Annotated in this window: 11 protein-coding genes and 2 pseudogenes; 5 read left to right on the top strand and 8 right to left on the bottom strand. The window is 66.9% G+C overall.

The annotated features are described in order from the left end of the window. Both ABD810_RS12985 and ABD810_RS12980 read left to right on the top strand, forming a co-directional pair. Positions 1-1,248, top strand: a complete 1,248-nt coding sequence (locus ABD810_RS12985) for a cytochrome P450 (protein WP_344938385.1) — start codon at positions 1-3, stop codon at positions 1,246-1,248. A 508-nt stretch (positions 1,249-1,756) separates the two neighbouring features. Further along, positions 1,757-2,896, top strand: a complete 1,140-nt coding sequence (locus tag ABD810_RS12980; protein ID WP_344938383.1) for an aminotransferase class V-fold PLP-dependent enzyme — start codon at positions 1,757-1,759, stop codon at positions 2,894-2,896. Between the two features lie 26 nt (positions 2,897-2,922). Here the strand turns inward: ABD810_RS12980 and ABD810_RS12975 are convergent, their stop codons facing one another. From ABD810_RS12975 to ABD810_RS12965, 4 genes and pseudogenes are all read right to left on the bottom strand, one after another. Beyond that, a complete protein-coding gene (locus ABD810_RS12975) occupies positions 2,923-3,183 on the bottom strand; it encodes a hypothetical protein (protein WP_344938381.1) in 261 nt (86 codons plus the stop codon). Between the two features lie 151 nt (positions 3,184-3,334). Beyond that, positions 3,335-4,234: pseudogene (locus ABD810_RS41005) on the bottom strand (IS1634 family transposase); the annotation flags it as partial. Beyond that, positions 4,186-4,473 carry a hypothetical protein gene (locus ABD810_RS41000; RefSeq protein WP_425566896.1) on the bottom strand — a complete coding sequence of 96 codons (288 nt, stop codon included), beginning with the start codon at positions 4,471-4,473 and terminating at the stop codon, positions 4,186-4,188. The gene ABD810_RS41000 and the pseudogene ABD810_RS41005, both read right to left, overlap by 49 nt. Before the next feature lie 257 nt (positions 4,474-4,730). Further along, positions 4,731-6,752, bottom strand: coding sequence for a glycoside hydrolase family 44 protein (locus tag ABD810_RS12965; protein ID WP_344938377.1), 2,022 nt, complete (start codon positions 6,750-6,752; stop codon positions 4,731-4,733). Positions 6,753-7,201: 449 nt separating this feature from the next. Here ABD810_RS12965 and ABD810_RS12960 point away from each other — a divergent pair, with 449 nt between their 5' ends. After that, positions 7,202-12,661, top strand: coding sequence for a DUF4082 domain-containing protein (locus ABD810_RS12960; protein WP_344938375.1), 5,460 nt, complete (start codon positions 7,202-7,204; stop codon positions 12,659-12,661). 93 nt (positions 12,662-12,754) lie between these two features. Further along, the gene (locus tag ABD810_RS12955) at positions 12,755-13,363 is read left to right on the top strand and encodes a hypothetical protein (protein ID WP_344938373.1); all 609 of its coding nucleotides are present in this window, start codon (positions 12,755-12,757) and stop codon (positions 13,361-13,363) included. Positions 13,364-13,435: 72 nt separating this feature from the next. On the opposite strand, the pseudogene ABD810_RS12950 reads toward ABD810_RS12955, so the two are convergent. Continuing rightward, positions 13,436-14,274: pseudogene (locus ABD810_RS12950) on the bottom strand (IS5 family transposase). A gap of 336 nt (positions 14,275-14,610) precedes the next feature. Between ABD810_RS12950 and ABD810_RS12945 the strand changes: the two are divergent. Then, on the top strand, positions 14,611-15,477 hold the full coding sequence (locus ABD810_RS12945; protein WP_344938371.1) for an AraC family transcriptional regulator: 867 nt from the start codon (positions 14,611-14,613) through the stop codon (positions 15,475-15,477). 79 nt (positions 15,478-15,556) lie between these two features. On the opposite strand, the gene ABD810_RS12940 is transcribed toward ABD810_RS12945, so the two are convergent. The 3 genes from ABD810_RS12940 to ABD810_RS12930 form a co-directional block, all read right to left on the bottom strand. After that, positions 15,557-16,759: a cysteine desulfurase-like protein gene (locus ABD810_RS12940; RefSeq protein ID WP_344938369.1), complete on the bottom strand. Its 1,203-nt coding sequence runs from the start codon at positions 16,757-16,759 to the stop codon at positions 15,557-15,559. A gap of 88 nt (positions 16,760-16,847) precedes the next feature. Beyond that, positions 16,848-17,294, bottom strand: a complete 447-nt coding sequence (locus ABD810_RS12935) for an Lrp/AsnC family transcriptional regulator (RefSeq protein ID WP_344938367.1) — start codon at positions 17,292-17,294, stop codon at positions 16,848-16,850. 34 nt (positions 17,295-17,328) lie between these two features. After that, entirely contained in the window at positions 17,329-18,684 is a 1,356-nt protein-coding gene (locus ABD810_RS12930; protein WP_344938365.1) for a transaminase, read from the bottom strand. Positions 18,685-18,687 lie beyond the last annotated feature (3 nt).

Raw genomic sequence — 18,687 nt, 5'->3', positions numbered from 1 at the left:
GTGACAACGGCGGTGGAGACGGGCATCGACCTGGCGGACCTGGCGTTCTGGCGCAGGCCGCCGCAGGAGCGCGACCGCGACTTCGCGCGGCTCAGGAAGCTCGACCATCCGGTGTTCTTCGCCGAGCGGCGGGTACCCCTGCTCCGTTCCGGCAAGGGGTTCCACGCCCTGGTCCGGCACGCCGACGTGGTGGAGGCCAGCCGCAACGCCAAGGTGTTCTCCAGCGAGCCGGCCGTGACCAACCCCGAGCCGCCCGGCTGGGTGAAGCACGTCTTCGGCGACTCGATGGTCAACCTCGACGACCCCAAGCACGCCCGCCTGCGCCGCATCGTGTCCCGCGCGTTCTCCCCCAAGATGCTGGGCAAGCTCGACGACGACATCATGCGTGCCGCCGAGCGCATCGTCGACGACGTGGTGAAGGAGGGGCCGCGCGACTTCGTCGCACAGGTCGCCGCCCGGCTGCCCATTCACGTCATCTGCTCCATGGTGGGCGTTCCCGACGACATCCGCGCCAAGGTGCACCGGCACGTCGACGTCTCCACCGCCTACACCGGGGTGCGCATGAGCCTGCCCCGCACCGTGGCGATGGCGGGGCGCAACATGGCGGCGCTGTTCGCCCTGCAACGCTTGGTGATCAAGCTGGGCCGCGAGCGCGAGAGGCACCCTTCGGACGACCTGATCTCCTCACTGGTCAACGCCAACGTCGACGGGGAGCGGCTGACCCCGAAGGAGCTCGGCTCGTTCTTCACCCTGCTGCTGGTCGCGGGCAACGAGACCGCCCGCAACACGATGGCCCACGGGCTCAAGCTGCTCACCGACAACCCCGGCGAGCGCGAGCGGCTCGCCGGCGACTTCGAGGGCCACATCGGCGGCGCCATCGAGGAGACCGTACGGTACGTCTCGCCGATCATGCAGTTCCGGCGCACGGTCACCGAGGAGTACGAGATGCGCGGGGTGCGGCTGGCGCCCGGCGACAAGGTGGTGCTGTTCTACGGTTCCGCCAACCGTGACGAGGACGTCTTCGAGGATCCCGACCGCTACGACATCACCCGCAAGCCCAACCCGCATGTCGGCTTCGGCGGCCCCGGCCCCCACTTCTGCCTTGGCGCCAACCTGGCCCGCCAGGAAATCAAGATCATGTACCGCGAGCTGTTCACCCGTCTCCCCGGCATCCGCGCCGTGGGCCGGCCGGACCTCCTGCTGTCCAACTTCGACAACAGCGTCCGCACCCAGGCCTTCACCTTCTGATCCGACGCAACGGCATACCGGTCAAACACGGGCACAGTCTCGGATTCTGGCCAGTGGGTTGTGAACCTCGCCGGGTGGGCGCGGTGACTGGTCGCGTCCAGCCGCAGAAAGAACCGCCTTGGGCGCTGCCGCTGGACAGGAAGAGCCGCTCCTGGGTGTTGGTGGTGGGTAGGAGGAGCCGCTCCTCGGTGTTGGTGTTGGGCAGGAAGAGCCGCCCCTGGATGCAGGTGCCCGGACGTCACCATGCAGGGTCGCGAGTGGCGGATCAATCGGGTTCGCCTGTCTGGTGGGTCGTCACGGCCTCCCCCCTTGTCTGATGGGTCCCACAACCTTCCGTTGTCGGGTCACCTGGGTGTGGGTGGGTAGCAGGCGGGTGCCCCGATCAAATGGGTGCCGGGAGGGCCTGAACCAGATCCGTCAACACTCGGGCCTCGAAGGCTGTCTTCCTATCGCTCAGGAGGAGGCCCGGTCGTCCTCCGCCGCAGGGTGACCGGTTAATGTCCGGGTTGTGGACCTTGACGACTTCAGCCTCGACCCGTCGGTGGCGCACCTCAACCACGGCTCGTTCGGCGCGGTGCCGAACCAGGTGGGGGAGCGGCAGGAGGAGCTGCGCCGGGAGGTGGAGCGCAACCCCGACGTCTTCTTCGCGACGGTCCTCGACCGGATCGCCAAGGCCAGGAACGAGGTGGCGGCCTTCCTCGGTGGCGAGCCGGAGGGAATGGCGTTCGTCGCCAACGTGACCGAGGGGGTGGCGATCGCGCTGAACAGCGTGCCGCTCGCCCCCGGCGACCAGATCCTGATCACCGACCACACCTACGGCGCCGTCGAGATCGCCGCGCGGCGGAGCGCGGAGCGGGCCGGGGCCGAGGTGGTGCGCGTGACCCTACCTGGGCAGGCGGACGGCGAGTGGTCGGGCGAGGAGGTCGCCGAGGTCTTCCTCGGCGCGGTCACGCCGCGCACCAAGGTGGCCGTGTTCGACCACATCACCTCCCCGACCGCACGCCTGCTGCCGGTCGGCCGGCTGGTGGACGGATTCCGCGCCCTCGGCGTCGTCACCATCGTGGACGGCGCCCACGCGCCGGGCATGCTCGACCTGGACCTGAGCGAGCTGGGCGCGGACTTCTGGACGGGCAACCTGCACAAGTGGGCGTTCGCGCCGAGGCCTTCCGGCGTGCTCGCCGTGGCCCCGGCCTGGCGTGAGCGGGTCGAGCCGCTGATCGTGTCCTTCTACCAGGGCGACGGCTTCCCGAGGAGCGTCGAGTTCCAGGGCACCGGCGACTACACCGCATGGCTGGCCGCGCCGTACGGGCTGCGCCTGTTCGGCGAGCTCGGGGCGCACGCCGTGCGGGGGCACAACAACGGGCTCGTCGCGCGTGGCCAGGAGATCCTCGCGGAGATCGCCGGTCTGGCGCCCTGGCGGGCCGACCCCGAGCTCTCCATGCGCGTCCTGCGGCTGCCCCATGGTGTGGCGGAGACCACCCCGCGCGCCGAAGCGCTCTCCGCCGAGATCTTCAGGAAGCTGGGCTGCCGCGCGGGGATCAGGGCGTGGCCGGGCGCCGGGCTGGTCCGGCTGTCCGCGCAGCTCTACAACCGCGAGGAGGACTACCGTCGCCTGGCAACCGGCCTTGGCGGGATCCTGGGCGGCTAGCCCCGTTTTCCGCACATGAGCGGTTGTCAGCGTAGATCTCGTGGATCGACATCGAGGAGATCGAGCAGATGGATCTGGAGATCGGTCGGCTGAGGGATGGTCGGTGGTGACTGGCCGGTGCCCGGGATGATCCGGATGCCGGCCAGCGCGTCGAAGATGAGCCGCCCGGTCGGTACGGCAGGGCGTCCGGCGTACAAGCCGTCGACCTTGGTGGCGTTGCGGGCGGCCAACGCTTGCCGGATCTGGCGTTCGACCAGGCAGAAGATGAGGAGGGCCAGGCAGATCACGGTGATCAGCGCGGCGATGCGCCGGTTGCTTTCCGGTACAAGGTGGCCACGGCCAGCGGTCCCTTGAACGCGGAGTACCGTCGCTCGAGGCTTCCTGCTGTTTGTAGAACCGCAGGATTTGCTGGGCGTCGGCCTGGCCGGGATCGAGGTTGGACAGTAAGGCGTACCAGCCGTCGCCGGCCGCCTCGACGTCGATCGCCGCCTGGTCGAAATGCCACGCCAGGGTGGGTTTCCCGGTGTCGCCATCAGTGCCGATCTCGGTGCGAAGGTAGGCAGCCACCCGCCGTTCCCGGCCGATCACGGTGATCCGGGCGGTCACCTTCTCGGCCGTGGGATAGTGGCGGCTGCCCAGGCCACGCTCCAGAGGTTCCAGGTCATCGCGGGCTCGGGCGAGTTTTTTGGCGCGGGCAGTGAGGGCGGCCTGCGCGCGCGCCGAGGAGTGCACGAAGATACGCCGCAGGTTCACCACCGGGTCGCTCTTGCGAGGTCCGGCCAGCGTCATGGTGTCCTCCATGACGTGCCACGATCCCCGCTGATCAGCCGCTTTGCCGGCGTCCCGCTGAGCGACATATTCCACCGGGGCGGCCGCGGTCACCTCCAGCCCACACAACACCTCGGCTGCGACATAGGTCTTGGACGCCGGTGCGATGAAGGTGACCTGCTCGCGGTCCATCGCGGCCAGATTCGCATACGAGATCAGCTTGGAGTCGCCGATCATCAGCAGCCGCCGGCGGCAAGCGAGTTGTTGCAGCGCCTTCATCGCGCCGATGACCTGCCCGACCTCGCCCGCGCCTCCGTCGAACGCGCGATGGAAGACCGGGATTGCGCCATCACCGCTGACGGCGATCCCGGTTTGAATCTGCTTCAGGTCCGGGCGGCGGTCCTTGGGATGACCAAACTTCGGCGCCGCGAATCCCGGCGCGGTCTGAATGTAGTCGCCGTGCAGGGAGATCGAGGTCATGTCCCAGTGCATGCGGGACACATCGATGCCGAACCCCTCGATCACGACCAGCCCGATCGATCCGACCAGGTGATCGAGGTGCGGGGCGATCGCGTCGAGCGCCCGGCCGATCCGATCATCGTTGAGCAGTACCGGATCGACACCGAACGCTTCCTCAACCGCCCAGTCCTGCGCCCAGGCTTGCACGTGCACCAGCGGGCGGGTGAGGTCAACCGGTTGGCGATCAGCACCTCGATGACCTGCCCGTGAGTGAGTTCGGCCAGCTCACCCACCGGGCAGGCCGCATCTACGATGTCGCGGATCCGCAACTTGGAACAGAAGTCGGCCACCACCGGCAACGCGCCGAGCAGTTTCTCAACGCTCGGGACGCCCCACTGCGCTCGTTGTCTCACAAGCCACAGCAACTACCGGCCCCACTCATCTCAATCAACCAGCCTCGCCGGAGTTGCCTCAATCATCCGCATGTGCGGAAAACCCGGCTAGCGGCGCGGCGTGGTCGCCCGGATCCTGGGCGGCCGGCGCGTGGCGTGCTCACCCGGAATCTCGGCGGTTAGCGGCGTGGTGTGGTCACCCGGAATCTGGGCGGTTAGCGGCGTGGTGTGGTCACCCGGATGGTCCGTGACTTCGGGCTGAGGTTGCCCGCGGCGTCGTGGGCCCGTACCCACAAGGTGTAGCGCTGCCCAGGGGTCAGGCCGTTCAGGGTGAGCGTGGTGGCGGCCGTCGTGGCCTTGACGGTGCCCGCGGCGCTGGTGCGCCACACCTCGTACCCGGTGACGCCGACGTTGTCGGTGGCCCGAGGCCAGGTCAGGGTGACGCTGGTAGCGGTCACGCGCCCGGCGTCCAGGTCAGCGGGCGCGCAGGGCGGCACCGTGTCGAGGATCACCAGCTCGGTGATCGAGTTGGCCGGGAACGTGGTGGACACCGTGGTGGCCGGAGCGGCGTGCGCCGGGGAGGCGCCAGAGGCGTGGGAGGTGGCGTGCGCCGGGGAGGTGGTGGAGGGGCGCTGTGAGGCCGCTCGCAGGGGCAGGTCCGCTTCGCGGTGGATGCCGGTGAGGTCGGCGCCGCTGTAGCGGTAGACCTGCGCGGTGCCTCCGGGCGTGGCTCCCGTGATGGTGAGCGGGGCGGCCAGGTCCGAGCCGGTCTTGTTGACGACCATCATGGTCAGCGCGCCGTCGCCGCTCCTGGTCGCCCCGTACACGGCGAGCCGCGACTGGTCGGTGCTGGTGGACCGGACCGACGTGTCGCCGAACCGCCCGCCCTTGCCGTCGTAGTTCAGGTACATCCGGAAGGCGTAGGCGCCCGGGTCGGCAGGCGCCGGAGGAGCCCACAGGGTCGCGAGGTCGGCGCCCTCCCGGCCGAAGATGCCGAGCACATCCGCCTGGGTGAGAGCGCCGTTGAGCGAGCCGATGGCCCCGAAGCTGTACTCGGTGATGGCCACCTTGGTGCCCGGATAGTTCGCGGCGATCATCTCCTTCATCCGGGGGATGAGGTACACCGGCTGGTTGATCCAGCTCTCGTCGGTGTAGGTGCGGTCCCACAGGGTGCGGGTCTGCCGCAGGCGCAGCGCCTGGGTCTCCGCGTTACCGGGATCGCCGCCGGACACCCCGCTGCCCTGCGGGTACCAGTGGTTGTCGTAGTAGTCCAGGATGCGCACGCCGTGCGACTTCTCGTACGCCTGCATCTGCCGCAGGTACCACTCGCCGAACGGCACGCCGCCATGCGCCGCCATGTCCGGCGGGTTGCTCCAGCAACCCTCGATGGCGCACCTCTGCTGATCGGAGCCCGAAAGCGTGATCGAGGACCAGCCCCAGCCGACCGGGCCGAGCGTCGCGGCGTCCGGGTCGGCGGCCTTGACCGCGCCCGCGATGGAGTACGTCCGGTCGCGCATCTCGTCGTAGGACGCTCCGGCAGGGTGGACGTCGCGGTGCGTCGAGTGCCAGATGTCCGGCTCGTTGTCCAGGTTGTAGAACCGTACGCCACCGTGCGCGGCGTCGCCGTACCGGCCGCGCAGGTGCGCCATCCAGTCGGTGACGTACTCGGGCCCGATCTCCACGCTGGTGTCGTGCGGGTCGTTGCCGGTGATGTACGTGCCGTCGGGCTTGACGCCGTTGCCGCAGTCGGGGGCCCAGTAGTCGGTGGACTGTTGCGGGCCGTACTTCTCCACGCTGAAGCCGCACGCCTTCGCGCGTTCCTTCGGAGCCCAGCCGATCAGGGGCACGGTCAAGATGGTGTCGGTGCCCGTACGCCTGTCCTGGTCGACGAACCGGTCGGTCTCCGAGCCGTCGGGCAGCGCGGACGGGTCGGCGTTCTCGCCGGCGATGTTCTCGAAGTACCAGTCCGATGCCCGGTTGGTGGTGTCCAGCCGGAAGTTGTACCGGGTCGTCGCGTTGCCGCCCCAGCGTCGTACCGGCAGCCGCAGTTCCTCCGCCAGCGTCTCGTCGGCGAAGTTCATCCCGTACACGTATGGGCTGATGGGATGGGAGGGCGCGGTCAGATCGACGGAGAGGCTCAGCTCGGCGGCCTGGGCGGTGCCGGTGCCGATGGCGGTGGCGGACGTGGCCAGCAGGGTCGTGGCGAGCAGGGCGACCCGGATCCGGGCTCGGGGCATGCGTGTGGCCTCCTTCGAACGTCAGCGGGGATCGTGCGCCGCGGGCGGATGAAGGGTCCAGGGCATGCCGGCCGTTCGTGGCAGAACCCCTGCTCAACAGATGTCCAGAACTGAAAGTTTCAGCCGGGCGCCGGCGCGGTCCGCTGCCGGGCGGGTGTGAGAGAGCGGCTGACCCGTATGGCAACTATTGATCTTCAGGGACCGGTTCGTCGCCCATGATCACTCAAGTTGGTGATCTACCTTTCTTTAGGTCATCTTTACGTGTAGCGTCCTAAGAATCGAATTCTTGTTCGAGTGGCTCGTGCAACAGTGCGGGCCACTCGTATGCATGCCGGGAGAACTGAGTGGGCTTAATCCAAGGAAGAGGCGGGCTTCCGTCTTCCCCCTCCAGCGCCAGGCGGCGTAGACGCCGCCCGGCGAACGCCACCGCCGCGACACTGACCGCGACGATGATCATCAGCCTGGCTGCGGCGCCGTCATGGGCCCAGCAAGAACCACCATCCCCCACTCAGAACCACGCGGCGGAGCACGCGCCCGAGGGGGGCACGCGGGTTCGGGACAAGGTCGTGGAAGCCGCCAAGGAGAAGGCGCGGACGACTGGCAAGCGGGTCGAGATTCCCTCCCGGCAGACCGAAACGTCAACGCTGTACGCCAACCCCGACGGTAAGACGCTCCGTATGGAGCAGCACCTGCAGCCCATTCGGGTCAAGAACGCCAAGGGTGACGGCTTCACGCCGATCGACACCACCCTTGTCGAGGTAGACGGCGCCATCAAGCCCAAGGTTGCCAAGGGTGACCTCACGCTGTCGGCCGGCGGCGACACCGCCGTCATGAAGAGCAAGGGCGCCAACACTACCGCGCGCATCGACGCTCCCGGCAAGCTGCCCACGCCCAAGCTCAACGGCAGCATTGCCACTTACCCGTCGGTGTACGGCAAGGGCATTGACTTAGTCGTCATCGCCACCCCGACCGGGTTCCGGCAGCAGATCGTCATCCGGGAACGACCGACCGGACCGGTGACCTTCCGCATCCCCATGGTTCCGCCCAAGGGGTTCTCCTTAGGCGCGAGTGCCAAGGGGCAACCGACGCTGAAGAGCGACAATGGCGCACGTGCTCTGGACATCCGGCCGGCAGCGCTGCTGGACGCGGTCGCAGGCGACCCCAACGGCGACATCGAGGCCGCCAAGGTCGGCAAGGCCGCGGTCAGCCTGGACGGCTCAGCGCTGGTGTACAGGCCTGACCCGGCTTTCCTGGCGGATCCGGCGACGTCGTATCCGGTGACCATGGCCGCGGTCGATGACGACTGGTACGAGTGCACCCTCGGGGACCGCACCAAGCCCTGCCCGGCAGGCGACCCGATGGACACCTTCATCAACGACGTGGACCGCACCGATAGCTGGGACAACTTCCGGCAGGACGCGATTTGGGTGGGCAAGTCCAACACCGGCTCGAAGCGCTGGCGTGGCTACATCCAGTTCCCGCTCCCCCCGCAGAGTGACCTGTTCTGGGGCTCCACGATCCAGAACGCCGACCTGGAGCTGTGGAACTACCTGTCCCACACCTGCGGGGAGCGTGTCGGGTCCGGTATTACGGCTCGGCGGATCACCTCCGACTGGGATGAACTGACGCTGACCTGGAACAGCCAGCCCTCGGTCACCAACGTGGGTGCGGACACCGAGTACGGCGCCTACAGCACCGACTGCACCGGTTCGATGAACTACGCGCACGACCTCATCCACTCGGTCAACCCCATCGTCCAGGCTTGGGCCGATGGTCACCCGAACTACGGCATCCAGCTCCGTGCGGGGAACGAGTCCGACCTTCAGAACTGGCGGCGCTATCGCTCCCGTGAGCAGACCGACGGGTACCCCGCCCACGGTCCCCGGCTCACGGTCGACTTCGAGCCTCCAGTACCGCCGCGCCGAGAAACGGTTGTCATTTCGGCGCCCGAACCTCTCACAACGTTTCCGGAGTACGAGGAAGCGCTCGAGATGTCAATGCATGTACCCGACGCGCCGGTAGCACCCGAGTCGCTGCTGATCAGCGAGCAGGTCGCCTCCGCCGCCTGGATGCACCGTGACGGGCAGGCATATCTGGTCGGAACCGACATGCTTGACTCTGCTGAGCCCTCCCCTGGGGGGCCCGACACCACAGACCCAGACGGGGAAGACATTCTCCCCCCACGCGTCGTGGCCAACGAGCCTGCAAGTGACGCCACAAAGGTACCTCTTGACGCAAAGGTACGTGTGACGTTCTCCGAGCCCATCGACGAGGCCGAACTCTCTGTGAAGACGTCACAGGGCGCTGTAATAGAGGGCACGGTCGCTCGCGACGCCCCACAGAAGGTAGTGACCTTCACTCCCCAACGGCCACTGAGCCCAGGCGAGACATACACAGTGGATGTCTCAGGAGCCATCGACGCGTGGGAAAACGCGATGGTTCCGTATTCGTGGTCCTTTCGAACGGACGAGCAGGTGGCTGCCCACTGGACCTTTGACGAGGGCACCGGAAAGATTGCCGCCGACTCCTCCGAAGAGGCTCACAACGCAACGCTGAACGATAGGGCGGCGTGGATTCCCGGAAAGAGTGGCAACGCAGTTTCGAACACGCGTTCACAGGCCGCCGGTCCAGGTGCGCCGGCGGGCAGTTCGCCGGTGTCGGGCCTGACGTTCGAGGATCACTCCGACAACGGGTACGTGCTGTTCACCGGCGCGGACGGCTCTCAGCTCACCTACACCCGGCAGGCGGATGGCACCTACAAGCGTGACTCCGACCCCACCGACGCGTCCAAAGTGGTCAAGGATTCCTCCACCCAGTTCACCCACACCGCCGCTGATGGCGCCAAGACCGTCTTCAAGGCGGTAAGCATGTCCGGGACCGCCCCCGCACACCTTTTCGCCGACACGGCCACCCCGGCGGTTCCGGCGGTTGACGAGTCCGACGCGTTGGAGTTGGGGGTGAAGTTCACCGCCGATCAGCCCGGCCTCATCACAGGAGTTCGGTTCTACAAGGGGCCGGGGAACACCGGAACGCACATCGGGAACCTGTGGACCACCTCCGGGCAGAACCTGGCCACCGGGACCTTCACTGGGGAGACCGAATCGGGATGGCAGACGCTCACCTTCGCCGCGCCGGTTCAGGTGGCTCCCGGTACAACGTATGTGGCCTCCTACTTCGCCCCCGCTGGGCACTACTCGTTCAACGACAACTTCTTCAGCACGGCCACCGACAGCCCTCCGCTGCACGCGCCGGCCACCACGGATGTCTATGGCGGCAACGGCGTCTACGCCTACGGCACCTCCTCCCTGATGCCGTCCGGCAGTTATCACGGTGGCAATTACTGGGTGGATGTCGAGTTCGTCCCCAACCAGGGACAACGCGATCCCGCTCTGTCGACGGTGAGCACCAAGCACCTGTTCGGCCCGTCGGTCACCCCGGGGACCGCGGCCTCCACCGACCCCGACTCGTTGGAGTTGGGGGTGAAGTTCACCGCCGACAAACCCGGATTTATCACGGGAATTCGGTTCTACAAGGGGCAGGGCAATACCGGAGCACACGTCGGGAACCTGTGGACCGCCTCCGGGCAGAATCTGGCGACCGGGACCTTCACCGACGAGACCGCGTCGGGGTGGCAGACGCTCACCTTCGCCGCGCCGGTTCAGGTGACTTCAGGAACGACATATGTGGTGTCCTACTTCGCCCCCGCCGGGCACTACGCGTTCGACGCTAACTACTTCGCTACGGCGACGGACAGTCCGCCGCTGCATGCGCCGGCCACCACGGAGGTGTACGGCGGCAACGGCGTCTACGCCTACGGCCCGGCCTCTCAGTTCCCCGCCAGTACCTACGGTGCCGGCAACTACTGGGTCGACGTGAACTTCGCCTCAGACTTGACGCGCTGGGTCGCCAGCAGCATCCAACCGGCAGAGGAACCGTTGGCGCAGACTGCCGATCCGGTGCTCCGCACGGACGAGAGCTTCACCATCAGCGCTTGGCTGCGGTGGAATGACAAGGACGGCGACTACAGGGTCATCGAGCAGAAGGGGACACATCAGGCGCCCTTCCGCCTCGGCAACACCCCCGATCGCGGTCTGGTATTCACCCTCACCAGCGCCGACACCGGCGACGCGACGACCGAGGGTGTGCTTTCCGACGTCGAACCGCCGGTCAACGAATGGTTTCATCTCGCCGGTGTGTACGACGCCACGGCTAAGACCGCGACGCTGTACCTCAACGGCAACCCGATCGGCACCGCTCAGCTGACCTACTCAACGTGGAACGCCAATGCTCCCAGCCGGCTTGGGTCCAGCATGATCGGCGCTATCGATGAGGTTAAGCTGTACCAGCGAGCGCTGAACAGCAGCGATGTCACCGGCCTGTACGCCGGGCCCCTCGGTGTTGCGGTTCAGCGAGGCTCGGCGCCGGAGGAGAAAACCTCGTCGGCCAAGGCAAAAACGGCCGGTTCGGTCAGCGCCTCTGGCTTCGACTACGAGCGCATTGATCTGCAGGACTGCAAGGACAAAGCAGTCTCCGACTCCAAGTATTATCAGGCCCGCATCCAGGAAATGCCCTATAACTCCTGCTGGTCCTCCTACCTCTACGTCCAGGATTTCGAGGAAGACCCGATATCCAGAACGATGAGGAAAGCCGCAACCAGTGGCAATATATTTAAGCAACTGAAGAAAAAGTTCGGCAGCGCGATATTCAAGGATGACGACCTATTCCGATTCCGAGCCACATGGGTCATCCACAGTTACCTCGGCGACGAGACCGGTGAGGAGGTGGTTCGCGGGGCAGGAAATGGCCTCATACCTCAGGACATGAAGGTCTTCACGCGTCTTGACGAGATCGCGGTCACGGACGGAGACGGTCGGGTTAAGCTGACATCGGCCGACATCGAGGGCCTGGATCTCAGTCTGGGAGTATCCGCCGGCACGAAAAAGCCCGGCTCGGGCTGCAGCGTTCGGAGTGGCGATACCCAGCGCAAGGACGTCTCCATATGGCATACTGACCCCGACGATGTGTTCACCATTCGGGCTAGCACCAGTAACCACGATAATGCAACCTGCACGATCCTTCCCATGATCTTCGTTTATGACGATCCGCTGGAGCCGATGCCGTTCCATCTATGGAGCCAAGTAGTCCTCGATGAAAACGGTAAGACGGTCGGCGTCCGACGGAAGGGCGGCGGGAATGCCTCCGATACGTACTGGGCGCCGAACTTCCGATGCGACTGGAAGCCCTTTGGGGTGTCGGGCGAGCGAAATGATGGTGTGCCAGACCGGGTTGGCGGGTGTATCAACACCAGAAGCAGTCGCGTCTTCAGGATGTCCAAAAGCCGGAACGCAAACTTCCTTGAGGTCATCAATCACATCGAGGATGCGCTGGATTGGCGTCCCAACGTGTACACGTTCCCACCAGTGAGGGCGGGACACGACTGGACAAAACCGGAGTTTCCGCCCACGAGGAAGGTGCTTGGAAACGAACAGGGAAAGAATATTCCTGGAGACTGGGCCAACCTGGAAAGCTGGCCTCTAGTGAAACTCCCAGCGGATGAGGCTAAAATCAACCGGGAATTCTTCTCCAACATCCCAATGCATATGGATGTCGGAACCCCCGAAGAGAAGCATTGGGTCAAGACCTTCGGGACGAACTACTGTAAATATTACTTCCGAGAGAAGTACCCGAAGACGTCAGACCCCAACGCACTTCCCCCATCAGCTTATCTGGAGTGTGACGAATATCCCTTCGCCTCAACACACCAAGGGGCCTCAACCGCGAATGGCCAATACTCCCTGCGCGCGGTTAGGGGTACGCACAACCAAGCGCATGGTATGGCGATCAAAAATTTCTACGCTGACTACCGTGTCGGCGCCGAGAATCCCTTCTGGGTTTTGATCGAACCTTAACGACGTTCGAGCTGTGTGCCACAATTGGGGTGGAGCGCTGCATGGCACAGCCCTCCACCCCAATTCCTCTCACTGAAGACTTAGGAATCAATAATGCAGGACGAGCTCCACACCTTCCCTGCGGAAGGCCAATGGGATCTGCTGGTTGAGTACGGACTGCATGAATGGTTCAGTGGTCAATGGGTAGATATAGAAGACATCGGTGAAATCGCACGACGCCTGCGCGTTGATCTGGAATCGGGTACGGTTTGCGACTTCCAAACAGCCATGCGGTCATATAGCATAAGCTCCAAGACACGGCTGGTTTGGATCGGGGAACATGCACCGGGTTGGTCTCATGTCCTCACCCTGAGCGGTGCGACGCCGCCCTCAGAGGCGATAGAGGCGCTAAGCGCGGGGGAGCGACGCGTTTTTGACGCGTTCTTCATTGAAGAGACCGGCCACCTTCAGGAACTACTCTACAGCTACGACGGCGCGTGCGTCGGAAATGTGTGCCCGCCCCACCCCGGCGGAACGGTAGAGGTTGCAGAATACGACGCATATGCGAGTGGGCTGGAGCTCAGCAGTGGGATGCGTTCCGCTGAGATTTTTGACCGGTTCTTGTGCATGGCGGGGCGAATCACGGGTCGGTTCATCGACCGGGATTGGTTCTCATCGACGCGCACCCTTTACCAGATTCCTGAAGGGGCGTGGAACTACTGAGCTCGCTGTTTGTAGGTGTCGGCGTTGAAGGTGTGAGAGGGCGTTTGACTTGAGTAGATTGCTCCTTATGTTCTAGTAGGTGCCTCGCCAGGTTGGGGTGGTCTCGTCCGTTATGCGTTTAGCGAGGTTGTTCATCGAGGCAATGTGGATCATGGCTTGGGAGCTGGCGGGGAGGGTCTCATAGTCTCGGGCCAGGCGGCGGTGGAGCATCAGCGAACCGAGCGTGCGTTCGACGATCCAGCGCCGTTTGACGACGTGGAATCCGCGGACCCGGGTGTTTCTCGGGACGACTTCGACGTCGATTCCGAGGGTGGCCCCATGTTCGATCGCGGCGTTTTTGAAGCCGGCGTCCACCCAGGTTTTGGAGATGGCCGGGTAGCTCTGTTTTGGCCTGGTCCAGCAGGTGTATTCCGATGGCGTTGTCGGATAGGCCGGCGGCGGTGACCATCACGGCGAGGATTAGGCCGAGGGAGTCGGTGACGATGCCCCGCTTCCGGCCGACGATCTTCTTGCCGGCGTCGGTTCCCTGGCTGGTCACGGGCACATTGGTGGAGGTCTTCACGCTCTGGGTGTCGATCACGCACGCGGTCGGCTCGGGGTCGCGGCCGTGTTTGATGCGAGCCAAGCCGGTCAGGTCGTAATTGAGCCGGGCGAAGATTCCCTCCTCGCGCCAGGCGGCGTAATAGGCGTAGACGGTGCCGTGCGCAGGGAGGTCGTGTGGCAGGCATTTCCAGGCGATCCCGGTGCGGTTCACGTAGAGGATCGCGTTGAATACCTCGCGTAATTCGACCTGTGCGGGGCAGCCGGTCGGGCGGGGGTCGAGGCGGGCCTGACGCCAAGCGGTCAGCGTTGGTTCGATGAGCGCATCGGGCGTCGGACAGGTCGCTGGGGTAGGGCTTGCGGGGGGTCATGGCAGAGCCCTACCGCAACGGCATGATCGATGCTGGCAGGCAGCGAGGCAGGGAGTGTCTATCCGATTCCCACACCAGACGGAATCCCGGGGCCGGGCTCTCACGAAACGGACGCCCCGACCGCCGCACCCGCCCACTTCGGACCGCCCATACTCGACGAACCGACACGAAAGCCACCGACCCGAAAGAGACTATTCACCATCAAACCCAACGAGACGCCCTCTGAGACCCTGCCCGGGCGCCCTCCGGCAGGACGACCGTAGCGGGCACAGGATGTCGGGTCCTGCTGGGTGGGCCCGGCCTAGCTTTGGTGGTCAGAAGGAAGGGGGCTGAGGGTTGCTCGAACCGTTGAACCGGGCCATGGAGCACATCGAGCGGCATCTCGACGAGCCCATCGAGATCGCCGAGCTCGCGCGGATCGCCGTCACGTCGGAGTACCACTTCCGGCGGATGTTCTCCGCGCTGGCCGGTATCCCGCTGTCGGAGTACATACGGCGCAGGCGGCTCACCGTCGCGGGCGCCCAGGTGCTCTCGGGTGAGGGGACGCTGCTCGATGTGGCCGTGCGTTATGGCTACAGCTCGGCCGAGGCGTTCGCGCGCGCGTTCCGCGCCGTGCATGGTGTCGGTCCCGGTGAGGCCAGGCGGACCGGTGCGGCTCTGCGATCCCAGCCACGGATGTCCTTCCGCCTCATCGTCGAAGGGAGCACCAGCATGGAGTACCGGATCGTGGAGAAGGACGAGTTCCGCTTGGTGGGCAAGAAGGCGCGGGTTCCCCTCGTTCACGAGGGGATGAACCCGGCGATCGTCGCCTTCCTGCGGGGCATCGACAAGGAGGTCGTGCGGCGCATCGAGGCACTGTCGGACCAGGAGCCGCGAGGGATCGTCAACGTGAGCGACAAGATCGCCGAAGGCCGGGAGGAGGGGACGGAACTGGACTACTACCACGCCGTCGTGACGAGCGCCGAAGTGCCCGGGGACATGGACGCCCTCCCCGTCGCGGCGGGGACGTGGGCGGTCTTCGAGAGCTCCGGGAAGTTCCCCGAGACCCTCCAGTACATGTGGCGGGACGTGTTCACGCAGTGGTTCCCGTCCAACCCGTACCGGACCAGGCCGGGCCCGGAGATGGTCCAGGCCCGCCTGTCGGAGGACGGCCAGACCGCCGACGCCGAGCTGTGGATCCCCGTGGAGCGGACCCCTGCCTGACCGGTTCGTCTCCCCGCCGCAGATGACCAGCACGGTCGAACGCGACGGCGACTGAGGGCGTGCCGACCGGGATCGGCGGTCAGCCGGCCAGTTCGTGCACGCCTTTCAGCAGCCTGTCCACATCGGACTCGTCGGTGTAGGGCGCCATCCCGGCGCGGACGGCGCCGGTGTCGCCGAGCCCCAGCCGGCGGCTGCACTCCAGCGCGTAGAAGCTGCCCGCCGGCGCGTTGACCCCGCGCCCGGCGAGGAAGGCGGAGACGTCGGCCGCCGCGACCCCGCCGACCGAGAACAACGTCGTGGGGGTGCGCCTGCGTCGCGGCGAGCCGTGCAGGGTGACCCCGGGGATCTCGGACAGCCCGCTGTCGAGCCGTTCGAGCATGGCGTCCTCGTGCCGTTCCAGCGCCTCCATCGAGCGCACCAGGCGCTCGCGGCGGGTGCCCTCGCCGGGGACGAGGCCGGCGAGGAAGCCCACCGCCGCCGTGGTGCCGGCGAGGACCTCGTAGGGAAGCGTGCCCAGCTCGAAGCGCTCCGGCACCGCGTCGGTCTGGGGGAGCAGCTTGTCCGGGTGGATCGTCTCCAGCAAAGCCGGGTCGGCGGCGAGCACGCCGAGGTGCGGGCCGAGGAACTTGTACGGCGAGCAGGCGTAGAAGTCGGCGCCGAGCGGCCCGACGTCGACCAGGCTGTGGGGCGTCAGGTGCACCCCGTCGACGTAGAGGAGGGCCCCGGCCGCGTGGACCCGTTCGGCGATCGCCGGGATGTCGGGCCGGGTGCCCAGCAGGTTGGAGGCGGCGGTGACGGCCACGAGACGGGTGCGTCCGCTCAGCACGCTCTCGACCGCGGTGACGTCCAGCTCGCCGGTGTCCGGGTCGAACTCGGCCCAGCGGAGCGTGGCTCCGCACGATTCGGCGGCGTGCACCCACGGCCGGATGTTGGCGTCGTGGTCCAGCCTGCTGACCACGATCTCGTCGCCGGGCCCCCACCGCTTGGCGAGGGCGCGCGCCATGTCGTAGGTGAGCTGGGTCATGCTGCGGCCGAGCACGATGCCGGAGGGGGTGCCGCCGAGCAGGTCGGCCATCGCCTGGCGCGCGTCGATGACGATGTCGCGCGCGCGGCGCTCCGCGGCCGTGCGGTGCCCGAGATTGGCCACCGCCGAACGCAGGACCCCGGCCACGGCGTCCGCGACGACCGCAGGGGTCTGCGAGCCGCCCGGTCCGTCGAAGTGCGCCGCGCCCTCGTCCAGCGCGGGAAAGTGCGCTCGTACGGCCGCCACGTCGTATGCCACGAAGCCTCCCAGGTCACCACTTACCTTCACCCGACGGCACGACGATATGCCCAGGACTCGCCGAGAGCACGAGGCGGGCGCCGGTGGTTCAGATGCCGGGCCAGGCGAAGCGGTGGGTGTGGATGCCGAAGTAGGTGAAGGACTCGGCCCGGGTGACGCCGGGCACGCGTTTGATGTGGTCGTTGAGCATGGCGAGAAGCTCGGCCGGCTCCTTGCACACCACCTCGACGAACATGTCGAACGAGCCGGAGGTGAGCACCACGTAGATGACCCCCGGCAGCTCGCCGATCCGGTCGGCGACGGTGTGCACGTCGCCGTCGACGCGCACGCCGACCAGCGCCATGACGGGCAGCCCCAGCGCCATGGGGTCGGTGACGCCGACGATCTGGACGACGTTCTCGTCGCGGAGCCGCTGCACCCGCTGCCGTACGGCCGGGGCGGAGAGCCCGGTGGCCTCGGCGAGCGCGGTGTAGGAGATGCGGCCGTCCCGCTGTAGCTCGCGCAGGACGATGCGATCGATCTCGTCGAGGTTCATCGGCGCACCGCCCCTCTCCGGCCGGCCGCCCGGCTCACCCGACCAGCTCGGACACCGCCGCCGCGAAGACCTCGTGGTGACGGTCGACGTCGGCCTCGGTGGTGGCGGGGCACATCAGCGCCATGTTGTGGAAGGGGGTCAGCAGCACGCCGCGGTTGGCGAGGTAGACGTGCAGGTAGTCGTCCAGTTCGGGGTCGCCGGCGGCGTTGGACTCGCCGCCGTTGCGCGGGGGCGGGTCGGCGAAGCGGTACTCCGCCCGCGCCCCGAGCTGGGTGATCGACCAGGGCAGCGCGTGCTCGTCGATGACCCCCTGGACGCCCTTGGTGAACCGGGTGGCCAGCGCGATCATGCCGGTGAAGGCCTCGTCGGTGAGCACGTGCTCCAGGGTGGCCCGCATGGCGGCGACCGAGAGCGCGTTGCCGGCGAGCGTGCCGCCGACCCCGCCCATGTCGATCAGGTCCAGCTCGCTCATCCCCTCGATGCGGGACGCGACCTCGGCCGACAGGCCGTACCCCCCGCTGGGGACGCCGCCGCCGATGGCCTTGCCGATGGTCACGATGTCGGGGTCGAGCCCCCACGCCCCCGTGCAGCCGCCGGGGCCGGCCGAGAAGGTGTGCGTCTCGTCGATGATGAGCAGGCTGCCGTACCGCCGGGTCAGCTCCCGTACCCCGTCGAGGTAGCCGGGCTCGGGCAGCACGATGCCGATGTTGGTCAGCGCGGGCTCCATGAGCACCGCGGCGACGTCGCCGTGGGCCAGCTGGCGCTCCAGCGCGGGCAGGTCGTTGAACTCCACCACGCGGGAGGTGAGGGTCGGGTCGACGGGGGCGCCGACGTTGCCCTCGCGCGAGACCTGCTCGCCGTCCGGGCCGACCACCAGCAGGACCTCGTCGACGCTGCCGTGGTAGCAGTAGCTGTCGACCAGGATCTTGGGCCGTCCTGTGACCGCGCGGGCCAGGCGGATGGCCCAGCGGTTGGCGTCGGTGGCGGTGAGCGAGAAGCTCCAGTACGGCATCCCGAAGCGCCGTGCGAGCTCGGCGCCGACCCAGGTCGCCTCCTCGGTGGGCATCATCACCGTGGCGCCGCCGCGCCCGGCAAAACGCTCCGCGACCGCGTCCACGGTCGCCTGGGGCGAGTGCCCGGCCATGGCGCCGGTGTCGCCCAGGCAGAGGTCGACGTACTCGTGACCGTCCACGTCGGTGACCCGGGCGCCCCTGGCCTCGGCGAGGTAGAGCGGGAAGCCCGCGGCGGTCTTGTTCATCCAGGTCATCGGCACGCCGCCGAACAGGTTGGCCCGCGCCTGCTCGTAGGCGGCGGCCGAGCGCGGGTTCCGCTCGCGGAACGCGCGGCGCTCGCGGTCGAGCAGGTGGGACAGGCGAGCACGGTCGATCATAGT

The sequence above is a fragment of the Sphaerisporangium flaviroseum genome (genome assembly GCF_039537005.1).
Lineage (GTDB): Bacteria > Actinomycetota > Actinomycetes > Streptosporangiales > Streptosporangiaceae > Sphaerisporangium > Sphaerisporangium flaviroseum.
This window is presented reverse-complemented; position numbering and strand designations above follow the sequence as displayed.

What these genes read in the sequence shown, in the direction of transcription:
- ABD810_RS12965 (WP_344938377.1), bottom strand. Translation starts at nt 6,752, where the DNA reads ATGCCCCGAGCCCGGATCCGGGTCGCCCTGCTCGCCACGACCCTGCTG.
- ABD810_RS12960 (WP_344938375.1), top strand. Translation starts at nt 7,202, where the DNA reads ATGATCATCAGCCTGGCTGCGGCGCCGTCATGGGCCCAGCAAGAACCA.
- ABD810_RS12935 (WP_344938367.1), bottom strand. Translation starts at nt 17,294, where the DNA reads ATGAACCTCGACGAGATCGATCGCATCGTCCTGCGCGAGCTACAGCGG.
- ABD810_RS12955 (WP_344938373.1), top strand. Translation starts at nt 12,755, where the DNA reads ATGCAGGACGAGCTCCACACCTTCCCTGCGGAAGGCCAATGGGATCTG.
- ABD810_RS12930 (WP_344938365.1), bottom strand. Translation starts at nt 18,684, where the DNA reads ATGATCGACCGTGCTCGCCTGTCCCACCTGCTCGACCGCGAGCGCCGC.